Origin of the sequence: Ruegeria sp., assembly GCF_965199275.1 — a bacterium.
In the GTDB taxonomy this organism is placed as follows: domain Bacteria; phylum Pseudomonadota; class Alphaproteobacteria; order Rhodobacterales; family Rhodobacteraceae; genus Ruegeria.
In genome coordinates, this window is the sequence record NZ_CBDAQX010000003.1 from 80,175 (window position 1) to 95,844 (window position 15,670).

A 15,670-nucleotide genomic window follows, 5' to 3' on the forward strand; every position below is an offset into this window, starting at 1 on the left:
ATAGGCACGCGCCCCGTTTGAAGGTATTGTGGTCCCGTGCGTGACACTGACCAATCTGACGAGCTGCACGACGGTGATGTCGTCATCGGGGATGACTGGGTTATCCCGCAAGACCCCGAGTCTGCCGAGCTGCGAGAAAAGCGGTCGCGGAGGAACCTGTTTTCTCTGCGCGGCTCGCCTTTGGCACGCAAGATCGTCACCTTCAACCTGATCGCTTTGGTCATTCTGGTGACCGGGCTTTTGTATCTGGACGATTCCCGGAAGGAACAGGTGCAGCAAACCGCGCGCAATCTCATGGGCGATGCGCAGCTGGTTAGCAACGTGTTCGAGGCTCAGATCCGTCAGAACGCAGCCGCGGGCGCGCAGAACCCGCGGGTGCTGGATGTGGGTGACACGCTGGCAGGGTTAAGCCTACCAGAAGGTGGTGAAGTTTTCGTCTACGACGCCAGCGGCACGTTGATCGGCTGGACGCGGGGTGCCTCCGTTGCGGTGGATCTGTCAACCATCCTGCAATCAGAGGCGGACATCCAAACCGGAAGCACCGTTATCAGTGACGCTTTGAATGCGGTATGGACCGGGGTGTCCCGGGTGTTCAACTGGTCAACGACTGACGAGGCCCCAACACTGGCCCAACGGGTGCAATCCATCATCCCAGATACGCTTGGCGGCAGAACGCAGGTGCAGGCCGTTCGGGACGAGATGGACGAGACGGTGATCGTTGCCGCCTCTCCCATTGTGTTCAACGACGCGACGGTCGGAGCTGTTGCGATAACCGGCCCGGCAGGTGAGATCGACGCGCTGGCTCGGCGCGAGCAGGAGCGGATCCTGCAAATGTTTGTTGTCGCCCTGCTGGTCTCGGTTGGTCTCAGCCTTGTTCTGGCGTCGACCATTGCCAATCCGCTGGCCGATCTGGCCGCCGCGGCCGAGATGGGCAAGGACCGGGGTACCGGCGTTAATCCGGGCCGCATCCGCATTCCGGATCTGAGCGCGCGTCCTGATGAGATCGGTCGCCTTAGCCTGGCGCTGCGGGGCATGGTCACGGCGCTTTACAACCGGATTGACGCGAATGAACAATTCGCGGCCGACGTGGCGCATGAAATCAAGAACCCGCTGGCCAGCCTTCAATCCGCTGTGGGAACGCTGCGGATGGTCAAGCGCGACGATCAGCGTGAAAAGCTTATGGGCGTCATCGAACATGACGTACGGCGCCTCGACCGTCTGGTCAGCGACATCTCTAACGCCTCGCGGTTGGATGCGGAGCTTGTGAAAGAGGCCGAACAGCCCTTTGACCTGCTGAAACTGCTGGACAATCTGGGTCAGTTTCTGGGCGAAGATGCCAAGTCCAAGGGTATTGAATACGCCACCGACCTGCCCGCCGAACCGATCGTGATCAATGGGCTTGAGGCGCGCTTGGCGCAGGTCTTCGTCAATCTGATCACCAATGCGATCTCCTTCTGTGAAGATGGCGATGCGATCCGTGTTTGGGTGCGTCAGCGCGAAAGCCGCGTACTGGTCGTCGTCGAAGACACAGGCCCCGGCATTCCGGAACAGGCCCTGACCAAGGTCTTCAAACGCTTCTACTCTGAACGGCCCGAGGAGCATTTTGGCAACAATTCGGGCCTCGGGTTGGCGATCTCGAAACAGATTGTCGAGGCGCATGGCGGTGTGATCTGGGCCGAGAATATCCGACCGACCGAAGCCGATGTCACCTCGGAGCCGCTGGGTGCGCGTTTCGTCGTGGGGCTTCCTGTCTAGGACATGTGCAGTCAGACTCTTTCAGACATCGCGGACATGGAGAGTGCCTGCGTTCACGCAACCTGCGTCGCGGTTGAGGGGCGGGGGCTGCTGATCGTTGGGGCCTCGGGGTCGGGTAAATCCTCACTCGCCCTTCGCATGATGGCCCTTGGGGCTGATCTGGTTGCCGACGACCGGGTCGATCTGAGCCGGGACGAGGGCGCGGTGATTGCCGACGCACCACAGCGGATTGCGGGCTTGATCGAGGCGCGTGGCATCGGACTGTTGCGCGCCGCCCCTTGCGGCCCGGTGGCTTTGGATTATGTGCTCGATATGGACCAGACGCAGCCCGCCCGCCTGCCGGAGCCCGTTACTTTGCAGTTGCTGGGGCACTATGTACCCTTGTTGTTTGGCGCCGGCGTGCCCAATTTGGCCGAAGCACTGATGCAACTGCTTAAAATGGGGCGCGTTGACTCGGAATGGACCAGCACATGACAGCGCAACGGCGGATCGTCCTGGTGACCGGGCCGTCCGGGGCAGGGCGTTCGACAGCCATTCACGTGCTTGAGGATCTGGGGTTTGAGGCAATAGACAATCTGCCCATGGGCCTGCTGACGCGCCTGCTGGAAGGGGCTGGGGATGATCGGCCCATGGCTTTGGGGATTGATGCGCGCAACCGGGATTTCTCGACCATCGGGTTCATCGAACTGGCCGCCAAGCTGGGCCGTATGGAACAGGTTGACCTGAACGTTCTCTATCTGGATTGCAGTGATGAGGTTCTTCTGCGCCGCTTCTCGGAAACCCGCAGGCGTCACCCTGTCGCGAAGGACGCGGGCCCTGAAGCCGGCGTGCGCCAGGAAAAAGAACTGCTGGCCCCGATCCGCGAAATCGCCGATACCCTGATCGACACCAGCGCCCTGAATGTTCACCAACTGCGTGAAGAGGTCGAACATTGGTTCGCCCCACAAGGTGGCCGCCATCTTGCGGTCTCGATCGAGTCTTTTTCCTACAAACGCGGCCTGCCGCGCGGCCTCGACATGGTGTTTGATTGCCGTTTTCTGGCCAATCCTTACTGGCGGCTCGAATTGCGTGCCGCCGACGGTCGAAACGCTGACGTGGCGCGCTATGTCCAGTCCGATAAGAACTACGCTCCGTTCTTTGACCAGGTGGTCGGAATGCTGGACCTTTTGCTGCCTGCCTTTCGCGCCGAGGGCAAAGCGCATCTGTCGGTTGCTTTCGGGTGTACCGGTGGCCAGCACAGATCTGTCGCTTTGGCCGAGGCGGTTGCGAAAGCCCTTGCAGACAGGGGGCAGCAGGTGGCAATTAGGCACCGCGAGATGGAACGACGCGCATTGAATGTGAGGCCGAATTGATCGGGATAGTGATCGTAGCGCATGGAGGGTTGGCCAAAGAGTATCTGGCCGCCATGCAGCATGTTGTCGGGCCTCAGCCCGGCCTCGTCGCGATTGCGATCGAAGCCGATCATGACCGTGATGAAAAGCAGGCCGAAATCTGCCGCGCCGCAAACGACGTTGATATGGGGGGCGGTGTGGTGATCGTCACGGACCTGTTCGGCGGCAGTCCTTCGAACCTCAGCCTCCGGGCCTGTGCGCCGCAGGATCGGCGCATTTTGTATGGCGCGAACCTTCCCATGCTGATCAAACTGGCTAAAAGTCGCCACTTGCCCGTGGCCGACGCCGTGCGTCACGCGATGGAGGCTGGACGCAAGTACATCAATGCGCAAAATGTGACATTGGACTAGGACCGGACGTATTGAAATGACCAATCGAAGCTTGAAAATCATCAATGAAAAGGGCCTGCACGCCCGCGCCTCGGCCAAGCTGGTTGAGGTGGTAGAAGGTTTCGATGCAAGTGCGGAAGTCTCCAAGGACGGGCTTTCTGCGTCAGGCGACAGTATCATGGGCCTTTTGATGTTGGCAGCCTCGCGCGGAACCACTATTGACGTCGAGACTTCCGGGCCGGATGCTGAGGCATTGGCAGAAGCCTTGGAAACGCTTGTGAACGACAAGTTCGGCGAGGGGTTCTAAAGCCACCCCGCCGGGACAGGAAGAACGGGAAGACCAGGAATTGGCGGAAACAACGCACGACACCAAGACAGGCCCCGTTGTAGACGGGACCGAAGATCAGGGCGAGGTCTACGATCGTAGAACCCTAACCTATGCCAATTCGTTCGACGATGCCTGGACCGCGACGGCAATCCGCGCCATCGAATGGTGTACTGGCAAGCTGACCATTCTTCGGATGGTCAATAAATTCGAAAAGAAAAACGAGCAGTATCGTGGCCAGCGGTTCTGGGGTGGGGCGCTCAAGACGATGGGGATTACCCTCACCACGCCCGAAGAACAGATTGCACGTATTCCTAAAACCGGCCCCGTTGTCGTTGTCGCCAACCATCCTCATGGCATGGTGGACGGCATGATTTTCGCTGAACTGATTGGACGTGTCCGTAGCGACTACCGTATCCTGACCCGCTCGGTTCTGACTGGTTTGGATGAGGCTGCGACCTCGTTCATGATCCCCGTTCCCTTCCCGCATGATCCTGAAGCGCAAACCAAAATGCTGGAAATGCGGACCAAGGCGATGGACCACCTAAAAGAGGGTGGCGTGGTCGCCCTGTTCCCTTCGGGCGTGGTGATGTCCTCGGATGATTGGTTCGGGCCGGCGATTGAACGCGAATGGAACGTCTTCACCGCCAAGATGATCCGCCGTTCAGGCGCGACCGTGGTGCCGATCTACTTCCCCGGCCGCAACTCGCGTGCCTATCAGATCGCCAACAAACTCTCGCCGATCTTACGGCAGGGCCTGTTGCTGCATGAGATCGTCCGCTCTTGCAACAAGCCCCAGTCCCCGGTGATCGGAGAGCCGATCTCGGATGAAGACATGCAACTGCTTGAACGCGACCCGCGCGGTTTCATGGCGTGGCTGCGAAACCACACGATGTCTTTGGGCGGCATAGCAAAGCGCTGATCCGCTCCTTTATCTGGCTAAAATATCCCGGGGGCGAGACCGGATGAAATCCGGGCGAGGGGGCTGGCCCCCTTTTTAGCGCGTCGGAACCGGCACGTCGCCGCGATAGTCGTAGAATCCACGCTGGGTCTTACGCCCCAGCCAACCGGCCTCGACATATTTCGTCAGCAGCGGGCAGGGGCGATACTTGGTATCCGCCAGCCCATCATGCAGCACGTTCATGATGGCCAGACAGGTGTCGAGCCCAATGAAGTCGGCCAGTTCCAGCGGCCCCATCGGGTGATTGGCGCCCAGCTTCATCGATTGGTCGATGGATTGAACGCTCCCCACACCTTCATAGAGCGTATAGACCGCCTCGTTGATCATCGGCATCAGAATACGGTTCACGATAAAGGCCGGGAAATCCTCGGCGCTAGCAGCGGTTTTGCCAAGCTTGTCGACCACGGCCTTGCAGGCGTTATAGGTCTCTTCGTCTGTGGCAATCCCTCGGATCAGCTCGACCAGTTGCATGACGGGCACCGGGTTCATGAAGTGGAACCCCATGAACCGCTCTGGTCGGTCGGTCCGGCTGGCCAGACGTGTGATCGAGATCGAAGACGTATTCGAGGTCAGGATTGTATGCGGCAGCAAATGCGGTTGCAGATCCTCAAAGATCGCCTGTTTTATCGTCTCACGCTCGGTCGCGGCCTCGATCACCAGATCGGTCTGGCCCAGACGTGGCAATTCCAGCGTGGTGGTGATCCGCCCCAAAGCGGCTTGCACAGCCTCGTCCGAGATCTTCCCGCGTGAAGCCTGACGCGCCAGATTGCCCTCAATCGTCTTAACGGCATTGTCCAGGGCGTCCTTGTTGACGTCATTGACCAGAACGTCATAGCCGGCCAAGGCCAGAACATGCGCGATCCCGTTGCCCATCTGGCCTGCGCCAATTACTCCGACCGATTTGATTTCCATGCTCTGGTGCCTCTGCTCTCAGCTCGCCGCGACATTACCGGCAGTTTGGGGCGGGCGGCAAGAGGCATCAGAGGTCTGCGGACCGGTCAAACTTGCCTCAAATCCGCGCATTAGCAATTTCGCAAGACTTGCGACGGCAAGATGGCAACCGGGTGAAAAATTGGGTGAGTGATATGAGCTATCATCAAACGGGCGCAGCAGTGCCCGAAGACAGCATCTGTCAGTATGGGGAGTCAAAACTACGGTTCCGGGGGCCGTCGCGCGCATTGGACGGCTCCTATCTGGCATGTATCGGAGGGGATGAGACCTTTGGGAGGTTCGTTGAGCACCCCTATGCCGCGATTCTCGAAGGCTTGCTGGACCGCAAATGCGTCAACTTTGGCAGTCTTCTTTGTGGCGTTGAGGCGCTGTGCGGCGATTCCACCTTGGTTGAGCTGGCGAATGATTCCGATCTTTGCGTGCTGCAATTGCCGGGGGCGCTGGGGCAATCGAATCGCTTTTACCGGGTGCATCCGCGCCGCAATGACCGGTTTCTGTCTCCTACACCGGACCTGCTGACGCTTTACCCTGAGGTGGATTTTACGGACGTCCATTTTGTGCGTCGCTTGCTGGGGCTGTTGCATTCCTATTCGGACGCACGCTTCGAAATCGTCACCCACGAGTTGCGCAAAAAGTGGGTCGAGACGCTTGGCGCTTTTCTACAGGAGATCCGGCCTCCGGTCGTTTTGCTGAACCTGCAGGTCGATGGCGAGATCGCCCATGAGGTCGCCGGACCGCTGGGCTGTGAACCGGTCTTTGTGGATACCGAGATGTTGGACGCACTGCGTCCGTTCGGTGCGGATGTCGTTTCGATGTCAGTCCGGATCTCCGGCGAATCGGATGAGTTGGAGGATATGCTGTTCGGGACCCTTCAGCAGCCTATGGCCGAACATATGATCGGCCCGGCGACCCATCGTCGGATCGCAGAAGCGCTTTCCCGATCGATCCGTGATTTGCATTGAAAAAGGCCCGCCGAGGGGGCGGGCCTTACAATGGTTTTCCAAGCAACCGCTTGGTTCGATCAGCCGAGTTTCTCGGTCAGTTCGGGTACGGCCTGGAACAGGTCAGCAACCAGACCGAAGTCAGCAACCTGGAAGATCGGTGCTTCTTCGTCTTTGTTGATCGCAACGATGACCTTCGAGTCCTTCATACCAGCCAAGTGCTGGATCGCGCCCGAGATGCCGACGGCGACATACAGGTCCGGTGCAACAACCTTACCGGTCTGACCCACCTGCCAATCGTTCGGGGCATAGCCCGAGTCCACGGCGGCACGCGACGCGCCAACAGCGGCGCCGAGCTTGTCAGCCAGAGTCTCGATCAATTTGAAGTCTTCTTCCGAGCCGACACCACGGCCGCCCGAAACAACAACACCAGCCGAGGTCAACTCGGGACGATCGCTCTCGGCAACCTTGTCCTCAACCCAGGACGACAGGCCGGGGTTTTCGCCAACCGAGATGGTCTCAACCGCAGCCGAACCGCCTTCGCCTGCCGCATCAAAGGAAGCGGTGCGGAAGGTGACGACTTTCTTGGCGTCGTTCGATTTGACGGTCTGGATCGCGTTGCCTGCATAGATCGGACGCTCAAAAGTCGAGCCGTCAACCACGCCAGACGCATCCGAGATCACCATCACGTCCAGCAACGCAGCAACGCGCGGCATGACGTTCTTGGCGTCGGTGGTGGCAGGGGCAACGATGTGCTCATAGCCATCGGCGAGACCCACGATCAACGCTGCGGTCGATTCCGCCAGGCGGTGGCCCAGCGACTCGTCTTCAGCAACCAGAACCTTGGACACGCCGTCGATCTTGGCAGCAGCCTCACCGGCAGCAGCGGCAGAACCGCCCGCGGCCAGAACGGTCACATCACCCAGCGATTTCGCAGCGGACACGGCCTTGGCAGTGGCGTCCAGCGACAGTTCGCCGTTGTTGACTTCGGCAAGCAGAAGTACAGCCATTACACAGCCCCCGCTTCTTTGAGTTTCGAGACCAGCTCATCAACCGAGCCGACGACGATACCAGCGGCACGGGCCGGCGGCTCATCGGTTTTGACGATTTCCAGACGCGGAGTGACGTCGACGCCGTAATCGGCGGCGGTTTTCTCGTCCAGCGGCTTTTTCTTCGCCTTCATGATGTTCGGCAGCGACGCATAGCGCGGCTCGTTCAGGCGGAGGTCAACGGTCACGATAGTCGGCATCTTGACGTTGATGGTCTGCAGACCGCCGTCAACCTCACGGGTGATTTTGGCGGTGTCGCCTTCGATGTCCAGCTCGGAGGCGAAGGTGCCCTGGCTCCAGCCCAGTAGGGCCGACAGCATCTGGCCGGTGGCGTTCATGTCATTGTCGATCGCCTGCTTGCCCGCCAGAACGATGCCCGGCTGCTCTTCCTCGACCACTTTGGCCAGGATTTTCGCAACGGCCAGAGGCTCGATATCCGTGTGGACGTCATCCGCAGCCACAACCAGAATCGCGCGGTCCGCACCCATGGCCAGAGCAGTCCGCAGCGTCTCCTGCGCCTGCTTCACACCGATCGAAACAGCAACGACTTCGTCAGCCTTGCCCGCTTCTTTCAGGCGGATCGCCTCTTCAACTGCAATCTCGTCGAACGGGTTCATCGACATTTTTACATTGGCGAGATCAACACCGCTACCATCCGCCTTAACACGGACCTTAACGTTGTAGTCAATCACGCGCTTGACAGGCACAAGTACCTTCATTTTTGCGTTCGCTCCTTACAAAAACGGCAAGCCGCGTCGCGACTCCACCAATGCTCTCGCGGGACTAGATAGCGACTCAATCTCATCGACAACAGAGCAAAATCGTCACGTCATGGGCTTGAGACGTCGCGTTTTGTGTTTTTTGACGAATAGGGAGCGGAGATTTTTTGACGGTTGGCCGACGATGGTGGGATTTGGTTGCCGGTGGCCAACCCGTCCAACTGAACCAAGAAGACTGATTGTTTTGGTTAGCGGTGCGCCGAGTATACAACGCTTTACGCCCACCCTTCGGGCTGGGGCTCCACCCTTCCGGCCGTCTGGACGTCCACTGGACGTCCCGACGCTTTCAGCGGTTCGCGCCCGGAACCCACAAGACATCATCCTTGCCGCTATTGTTGGCGCAGCGGGCGGCGACGAAGAACCAATCACTCAGACGGTTCAGGTATTTGACCGCGACCTCGTTGACAGGCTCCATGTTGGTCAGTTCAACAGCTAGACGCTCGGCCCGGCGCGAGACGGTGCGGCAGACGTGCAGATGCGCTGCCAAAGCCGAGCCGCCGGGCAGGATGAAGCTGCGCAGTGGTTCAAGATCGGTATTCATCGCGTCGATTTCAGCCTCGAGCCGGTCGATCTGAGCAGGCGCGATGCGCAGCGGCGGGTAGTCGGCCTCGGCATCTTTTTCCATGTCGGGCCGGCAGAAATCAGCCCCCAGATCGAACAGGTCATTCTGTATGCGGGCCAAGGCGGCGTCGGTTTCACCCTCGGCTTCTGTCCGGGCGACGCCGACAAAGGCGTTCAACTCATCAACCGTGCCATATGCGGCCACGCGGCCCGAGTATTTCGCAACCCGTTCGCCATTGCCCAAAGCGGTTTTTCCGTCGTCGCCTGTGCGCGTGTAGATTTTGTTCAGAACGACCATCTTCAAACTCCTTGTCCGCGCAAGAAGACGTAAAGCACAATTAGCAATACGGCAATGAATTGAAAGAGGATGCGCAGGCGCATCATTTTGTTGCTTTTCTTGGCGGCGTCCATGCCGCTTTTACCGAAATTTGCGATGCCAAGGGTCAGCACGACGACAACCGCCGCCATCGCCAAGAGCAAAACGACCATCAAAGGGTCCATCGTCAGTCACCGTCCGCTTTTTCTTTGGGTGCGCCTGATCTAGCGCATGCGGGGCCAAAAGCGAACGAGAAATATTGCCTCAGATGTCTGACAGGATGCGGTCGATGGCTTTTGTTGGCAGAATTCGCCGCAAATAGCCCGCAATATAGGTCGGGGTCGTCACGTAATAGCGCGCCTTGGGCCGTTTCGCTTCGACCGCATGGGCCAGCTTGTTGGTGACCGCCGAGGCAGGTAGCTCGAACGCGTCTGGGCCAGAGCCTTCGTAGAGCCGTTTCAGCAAAGATGCCTCATACCTGTCACGCAAGACCGAGTTCTCCCAATCCACGAAGCGCTCGAACACCGGGATCGCCTTTTCGCGGATTTTTGACGTGATCGGACCGGGTTCGATCAGGATGACCTTGACGCCGCTGCCGCGCAGTTCCAGGCGCATCGTGTCGGTCAGACCTTCGATCGCATATTTGGTGGCGACATAGGCGCCGCGCCACGGGAATGCGACCAGCCCAAGAACTGAGGAGTTCTGGACAATGCGCCCATGACCCTGTTCGCGCATGACGGGAATGACCCGCCGCGTCAGCTCGTGCCAGCCGAAGACATTCGATTCGAAGATGAACCGCAAACCGTCGGTCGGCACATCTTCGACCGCGCCGGGCAGCCCGTGCGCCCCATTGTTGAACAATGCGTCCAAGGTGCCTCCGGTGGCCTCAAGAACCTCGGCCAGTCCGGCGGTGATGCTGTCTGTGTCCTGATAGTCGATTCGTGGGCTTTCAAATCCCTGCGCGCGCAGCCTGTCGCAATCACGCTGCTGGCGGCACGAGGCAAAGACGCGCCAACCGCGTGCACGCATACCGTGTGCTGCATCCAGACCGATGCCGGACGAGCAGCCGGTAATAAGAATTGATTTCTGCATGATGGCCCCGAACCTCAACGTCCCCAACACCTAGGCTGCGAGAGGAAACAGGGCAATGACGCCCGGACGTCAGTTCGTGGTTTTGCGGACCAGAGATGCCGAAATCCATCCGACCTGTTGCCCGGGAAGCACGCGTGTACGCAACCAACCGGTACCGGAATCGCTCAGGACCTCAACCCGCTGCCCGATCGTCGCCTTGCCGATGATGGGGTAGATCGTGCCCGGACCGTCACGCATGTTCACGCGGGTGCCAGAGATTTCGCGGATGTCCTTTTCGGGTTCTGGGACAGGGGCAACCGCGGGTTCCGCGTCGGTTGTGACTTGCTGCATCGCCGTCACGCCGCCTTCCAGCGAGGCCAGCGTCAGCGTCACATCCTGATCTTCGAACAGAGACGGATTCGCCTGCAATCCGGCTGCAACCTGAGAGAGCAACGCCTTGGTTTCTTCCTCACCCAGAACAGGTTCGGGTTCTGCAATAAACTCAATAACGGGGATGGGTTGAACTGCAGCGCGGGTCACCAATTCCTCAACCGGAGGCGCAGCCTTGGGTGCAGGTTCGAACGTGGCCGCCATGCGCTGCGGGTTGTCACTGCGCAGGCCGCGCGGTTCAAAGTCGGGGCCTCCACTCATGACGTAGAAGGCCCAGCCAAGGGCGGCAAAAGTAACAAGTATCAGGCGCGTCATAACGCTTCCCCCCGAAGAAATCGTAAATACAAGAATTGGCAGCAGTTTAATTCATGAGAGCATAGCATATTTCGAGGTGGGAGTCGAAAAATGGGGGAAATCCGGGGGTTGCCTCCCCCTGTTGCAAAAAGCGCGACTTGTCCCCAGTAAAATAAGTCTTGGTTGCTTTACCAAGCCGCGCTTGCGTCGTATCACATCATATATGAACGATACGATCGACGACCCCAACATGGAGGCCCCTGACAATGGGGGCGAGGTAGCCGAACCGCTACGCCGCGCAATTGGTGAGCGCTATCTGACCTATGCGCTGTCCACCATCATGCACCGGGCGCTGCCGGATGCGCGTGATGGTTTGAAACCGGTTCACAGGCGAATCCTCTATGCGATGAGGGAACTGCGACTCAGTGCAACCGGAGGTTTCCGGAAGTCCGCGAAGATCTCGGGCGATGTGATGGGTAACTATCACCCCCACGGTGACGCCGCGATTTACGACGCGATGGCGCGTCTGGCGCAGGATTTCAACGTGCGCTACCCGTTGGTCGACGGGCAGGGGAATTTCGGCAATATCGACGGCGATAACCCCGCGGCTTCGCGATACACCGAAGCGCGGATGACCATCGTGGCCGAGGCGCTGCTGGAAGGTCTGAACGAAGACGCCGTTGATTTCCGCGACAACTATGATGGGACGTTGACCGAGCCGGTCGTGCTGCCCGCTCAGTTCCCGAACCTGCTGGCGAACGGTGCCAGCGGCATAGCGGTGGGCATGGCGACGAACATACCGCCGCACAATATCTCTGAGCTATGTGACGCCTGTCTGCATCTGATCAAAACGCCGGATGCGCGTGACGATACGCTGTTGAACTATGTGCCCGGCCCGGATTTCCCGACCGGCGGCGTCATCGTTGAGCCGCCCGAGAATATCGCGCAAGCCTATCGCACCGGGCGCGGATCTTTCCGGCTGCGCTGTAAATTCGAGGTCGAGGATCTGGGCCGCGGCCAATGGCAGATCGTGGTCACCGAGATCCCCTATCAGGTTCAGAAGTCCAAGCTGATCGAAAAGATCGCGGAATTGATCCAGACCAAGAAAATTCCAATCCTCGCGGATGTGCGCGACGAATCCGCCGATGACATCCGCCTGATCCTGGAACCACGGTCCAAGAACGTGGACCCCGAGGTACTGATGGGCATGCTTTATCGCAACTCTGACCTTGAGGTGCGGTTCAGCCTGAACATGAACGTGCTGATAGACGGGGTGACGCCCAAGGTCTGCTCGATGAAGGAGGTGCTACGCGCCTTCCTCGATCACCGGCAGGAGGTTCTGCTGCGCCGCTCTCGCCACCGCATGGCGAAGATCGACCATCGGCTGGAGGTATTGGAGGGCTTTATCGTCGCCTTCCTCAATCTCGACCGTGTGATCGACATCATCCGTTACGACGACGACCCCAAAGCCGCGCTGATGCGCGAGGACTGGAGCATAGACCATGTCCGCGCGACCGACGAAGCCGACTATGTCTCGCCCAAACCGGGCGAGGGGGAGCTGTCGGAAGTTCAGGTCGATGCAATCCTCAACATGCGCCTGCGCAGTTTGCGCCGTCTGGAAGAGATGGAATTGGTTCGCGAACGCGACGAGTTGATGCTGGAACGCGCCAATCTCGAAGACCTGCTGGCCGATCCCGCCCTGCAATGGGCCAAGATCGCTGAGCAGTTGAAAGAGACCAAGAAGACCTTCGGCAAAGACTATGAAGGTGGCGCGCGCCGGACGCAGTTTGCTGAGGCCGGACAGGTCGAGGAAGTGCCGCTTGAGGCGATGATCGACAAGGAGCCGATCACGGTGGTCTGCTCTCAGATGGGTTGGATTCGGGCCATGACCGGTCACATCGACCTCAAGCGCGAATTGAAGTTCAAAGATGGCGACGGCCCCCGGTTCATCTTCCATGCGGAAACTACGGATCGGTTGCTGGTGTTCGCGTCGAACGGGCGGTTCTATACGGTCAGCGCCGCGAACCTGCCCGGCGGGCGGGGCATGGGCGAGCCGCTCCGCCTGATGGTGGATCTGCCGAACGAGGCGCAGATCATCGACATCCTGATCCACAAACCGGGGCGCAAGCTGCTGGTGGCCTCGGACGCTGGCAACGGTTTCATGGTGCCCGAGGATGACGTGCTGGCGCAGACCCGCAACGGGAAACAGGTACTCAACGTCAAAGGCGACGAGACGGCGATGATCTGTAAACCAGTCGCAGGCGACCACGTCGCAGTGGTGTCGCAGAATGGCAAGTTCCTCGTCTTCCCGACCGAAGAGCTGCCAGAGATGACCCGAGGCAAAGGCGTGCGTTTGCAGAAATACAATATGGCGCGCGGACGGCAGGGAACGTTGGAGTTGGATGGCGGCCTGTCCGACATCACCACCTTCAACTGGGAAGAGGGATTGAAATGGTCCATGGGGGGCGACAAAACCCGACATGAATCGGACATGTCCCAATGGTTGGCCAAGCGCGCCAGCGTCGGGAAAAAGCCGCCATATGGCTTCCCGCGTGACTATAAATTCTCGTGATCTGACGTGGGTTTCGAGTGAAATCCGCCGATACGGCTTGGCACATGCCGTATCGGTGCGCTAGATCAAAGAAAAACAGGCCTATCGAGACGAGATCATGCTGCGCATTTTGACCCTGATTACTGGACTTGCCCTGATGGGCGCCTGCACGCAAACGCAAGTATATGAAGAACCTGAGTCGTTGGGGGAATTCAAGCTACGCGTAAACTACGCCTTCGCTGAGAAAGCCCGCCAAGGACCGGTCTCGCGCGATGCGACACCAAAAGAATGGGAAAACGCCATTCAGAACGCGGTTGATATCCGTCTCGGCCGCTATGAAGGCGCTCAGGAATACGACATCGGTATCAGCCTCGAAGGATACATGCTGGCGCCTCCGGGCATTCCCGTCATCTACAATCCCAAAAGCACGGCGATTGTTCTGGTCAATGTCTACGATGTGAAGAAGAAAGAATTCCTCGCCAAGGGTAAGCAATTCCAAGTGCTGGAAGACACGACCGGAGAGAGCGCTCTGACAGGCTCGGGAAATACCCGCACAAAAGAAGAGCAGATGAGCGGCCTTGCCCTGAAAGTTGCCGACCGAGTCGAAGAGTGGCTGGCCGAAGAACATAAGGACAATGGTTGGTTTGATCGGCGTCCGGACCTGATCCAGCCGCTGGAAACGAGCGAGCTCACGCAAAATCCGGCGTGATCGGCGCATTTCCCTCAGGATGTGCTTGATTTTCCCCTTTGAAAAAAATAACTCGCGCGCGCAGATGTAACCACGGGACCAAGGGTCCCCCAAATCGCAAAAGGGCGCCTGAGGAATGGCAAAGGAAAAGTTTGAGCGTACAAAACCGCACGTCAACATCGGCACGATTGGCCACGTTGACCACGGCAAGACGACGCTGACCGCAGCGATCACCAAATATTTTGGTGACTTCAAAGCGTATGACCAGATTGACGGTGCGCCGGAAGAGAAAGCGCGCGGCATCACCATCTCGACCGCCCACGTGGAATACGAGACCGAGAACCGCCACTACGCGCACGTTGACTGCCCCGGCCACGCCGACTACGTCAAGAACATGATCACCGGTGCCGCTCAGATGGACGGCGCGATCCTGGTTGTGAACGCCGCTGACGGCCCGATGCCGCAGACCCGCGAGCACATCCTGCTGGGCCGCCAGGTTGGCATCCCGAAGATGGTCGTGTTCCTGAACAAAGTTGACCAGGTAGATGACGAAGAGCTGCTGGAACTGGTTGAGATGGAAGTTCGCGAACTGCTGTCCAGCTACGAATACCCTGGCGATGATATTCCGATCGTTGCAGGTTCGGCTCTGGCTGCGATGGAAGGCAACAAGCCTGAGATCGGTGAAGAGAAGATCAAGGAACTGATGGCGGCTGTTGATGAGTACATCGACACCCCTGAGCGTGCTGTTGACCAGCCGTTCCTGATGCCGATCGAAGACGTGTTCTCGATCTCGGGTCGTGGTACCGTTGTGACCGGCCGTGTTGAGCGTGGCGTGATCAACGTTGGTGACGAAATCGAAATCGTCGGCATCCGCGACACTTCGAAAACCACCTGCACCGGCGTTGAAATGTTCCGCAAGCTGCTGGACCGCGGTGAAGCAGGCGACAACATCGGCGCGCTGCTGCGTGGTGTTGACCGTGACGGCGTTGAGCGTGGCCAGGTTCTGTGTAAGCCGGGTTCGGTTACACCGCACACCAAGTTCGAAGCCGAAGCCTACATCCTGACCAAGGAAGAAGGCGGTCGTCACACTCCGTTCTTCGCGAACTACCGTCCTCAGTTCTACTTCCGGACCACTGACGTGACCGGCACCGTGACCCTGGCGGAAGGCACCGAGATGGTCATGCCTGGCGACAACGTGTCGTTCGGCGTTGAGCTGATCGCGCCGATCGCGATGGAGCAGGGCCTGCGCTTTGCGATCCGCGAAGGCGGCCGCACCGTCGGCGCCGGCGTTGTGTCGAAAATCACTGAATAAGTCGCG

At 59.1% G+C, this 15,670-nt stretch carries 17 protein-coding genes; 10 read left to right on the forward strand and 7 right to left on the reverse strand.

Annotation, left to right across the window (positions count from 1 at the left end; all coding sequences use genetic code 11):
• Positions 1-36 precede the first annotated feature (36 nt).
• From ACOERD_RS01340 to ACOERD_RS01365, 6 genes are read left to right on the forward strand one after another with little or no spacing between them, the layout of a single operon-like run.
• Entirely contained in the window at positions 37-1,755 is a 1,719-nt protein-coding gene (locus ACOERD_RS01340; protein ID WP_419737773.1) for an ATP-binding protein, read from the forward strand.
• 36 nt (positions 1,756-1,791) lie between these two features.
• The gene (locus ACOERD_RS01345; RefSeq protein WP_419737774.1) at positions 1,792-2,229 is read left to right on the forward strand and encodes an HPr kinase/phosphorylase; all 438 of its coding nucleotides are present in this window, start codon (positions 1,792-1,794) and stop codon (positions 2,227-2,229) included.
• Positions 2,226-3,107: an RNase adapter RapZ gene (gene rapZ, locus ACOERD_RS01350; protein WP_419737775.1), complete on the forward strand. Its 882-nt coding sequence runs from the start codon at positions 2,226-2,228 to the stop codon at positions 3,105-3,107. The genes ACOERD_RS01345 and rapZ overlap by 4 nt, the downstream gene beginning before the upstream one ends.
• Positions 3,104-3,496, forward strand: a complete 393-nt coding sequence (locus ACOERD_RS01355) for a PTS fructose transporter subunit IIA (RefSeq protein WP_170474049.1) — start codon at positions 3,104-3,106, stop codon at positions 3,494-3,496. Before rapZ ends, ACOERD_RS01355 begins: the two co-directional genes overlap by 4 nt.
• A gap of 16 nt (positions 3,497-3,512) precedes the next feature.
• Positions 3,513-3,782: an HPr family phosphocarrier protein gene (locus tag ACOERD_RS01360; RefSeq protein WP_170380425.1), complete on the forward strand. Its 270-nt coding sequence runs from the start codon at positions 3,513-3,515 to the stop codon at positions 3,780-3,782.
• Between the two features lie 40 nt (positions 3,783-3,822).
• Positions 3,823-4,722, forward strand: a complete 900-nt coding sequence (locus ACOERD_RS01365) for a lysophospholipid acyltransferase family protein (RefSeq protein WP_419737776.1) — start codon at positions 3,823-3,825, stop codon at positions 4,720-4,722.
• Positions 4,723-4,797: 75 nt separating this feature from the next.
• Here ACOERD_RS01365 and ACOERD_RS01370 read toward each other — a convergent pair whose 3' ends face one another.
• Positions 4,798-5,673, reverse strand: a complete 876-nt coding sequence (locus ACOERD_RS01370) for a 3-hydroxybutyryl-CoA dehydrogenase (RefSeq protein WP_170474043.1) — start codon at positions 5,671-5,673, stop codon at positions 4,798-4,800.
• 173 nt (positions 5,674-5,846) lie between these two features.
• Here ACOERD_RS01370 and ACOERD_RS01375 point away from each other — a divergent pair, with 173 nt between their 5' ends.
• Positions 5,847-6,674 carry a DUF6473 family protein gene (locus tag ACOERD_RS01375; protein ID WP_419737777.1) on the forward strand — a complete coding sequence of 276 codons (828 nt, stop codon included), beginning with the start codon at positions 5,847-5,849 and terminating at the stop codon, positions 6,672-6,674.
• Between the two features lie 59 nt (positions 6,675-6,733).
• On the opposite strand, the gene ACOERD_RS01380 is transcribed toward ACOERD_RS01375, so the two are convergent.
• The 6 genes from ACOERD_RS01380 to ACOERD_RS01405 form a co-directional block, all read right to left on the reverse strand.
• Complete coding sequence (locus ACOERD_RS01380; protein WP_170380422.1) at positions 6,734-7,663, reverse strand: electron transfer flavoprotein subunit alpha/FixB family protein; 930 nt, start codon at positions 7,661-7,663, stop codon at positions 6,734-6,736.
• Positions 7,663-8,421 carry an electron transfer flavoprotein subunit beta/FixA family protein gene (locus tag ACOERD_RS01385; RefSeq protein WP_170463230.1) on the reverse strand — a complete coding sequence of 253 codons (759 nt, stop codon included), beginning with the start codon at positions 8,419-8,421 and terminating at the stop codon, positions 7,663-7,665. Before ACOERD_RS01385 ends, ACOERD_RS01380 begins: the two co-directional genes overlap by 1 nt.
• Before the next feature lie 346 nt (positions 8,422-8,767).
• Positions 8,768-9,340 carry a cob(I)yrinic acid a,c-diamide adenosyltransferase gene (locus ACOERD_RS01390; RefSeq protein ID WP_419737778.1) on the reverse strand — a complete coding sequence of 191 codons (573 nt, stop codon included), beginning with the start codon at positions 9,338-9,340 and terminating at the stop codon, positions 8,768-8,770.
• Positions 9,341-9,342: 2 nt separating this feature from the next.
• A complete protein-coding gene (locus ACOERD_RS01395) occupies positions 9,343-9,543 on the reverse strand; it encodes a twin transmembrane helix small protein (protein WP_170380419.1) in 201 nt (66 codons plus the stop codon).
• 79 nt (positions 9,544-9,622) lie between these two features.
• Positions 9,623-10,450 carry an SDR family NAD(P)-dependent oxidoreductase gene (locus tag ACOERD_RS01400; protein WP_419737779.1) on the reverse strand — a complete coding sequence of 276 codons (828 nt, stop codon included), beginning with the start codon at positions 10,448-10,450 and terminating at the stop codon, positions 9,623-9,625.
• 69 nt (positions 10,451-10,519) lie between these two features.
• A complete protein-coding gene (locus tag ACOERD_RS01405; protein WP_419737780.1) occupies positions 10,520-11,134 on the reverse strand; it encodes an SH3 domain-containing protein in 615 nt (204 codons plus the stop codon).
• Between the two features lie 202 nt (positions 11,135-11,336).
• Here ACOERD_RS01405 and parC point away from each other — a divergent pair, with 202 nt between their 5' ends.
• From parC to tuf, 3 genes are all read left to right on the forward strand, one after another.
• Entirely contained in the window at positions 11,337-13,685 is a 2,349-nt protein-coding gene (parC, locus tag ACOERD_RS01410) for a DNA topoisomerase IV subunit A (RefSeq protein WP_419737781.1), read from the forward strand.
• Between the two features lie 97 nt (positions 13,686-13,782).
• Positions 13,783-14,373: a hypothetical protein gene (locus ACOERD_RS01415; protein ID WP_170380416.1), complete on the forward strand. Its 591-nt coding sequence runs from the start codon at positions 13,783-13,785 to the stop codon at positions 14,371-14,373.
• 115 nt (positions 14,374-14,488) lie between these two features.
• Positions 14,489-15,664, forward strand: a complete 1,176-nt coding sequence (gene tuf / locus ACOERD_RS01420; protein ID WP_170642526.1) for an elongation factor Tu — start codon at positions 14,489-14,491, stop codon at positions 15,662-15,664.
• The last annotated feature ends 6 nt before the right edge of the window (positions 15,665-15,670 follow it).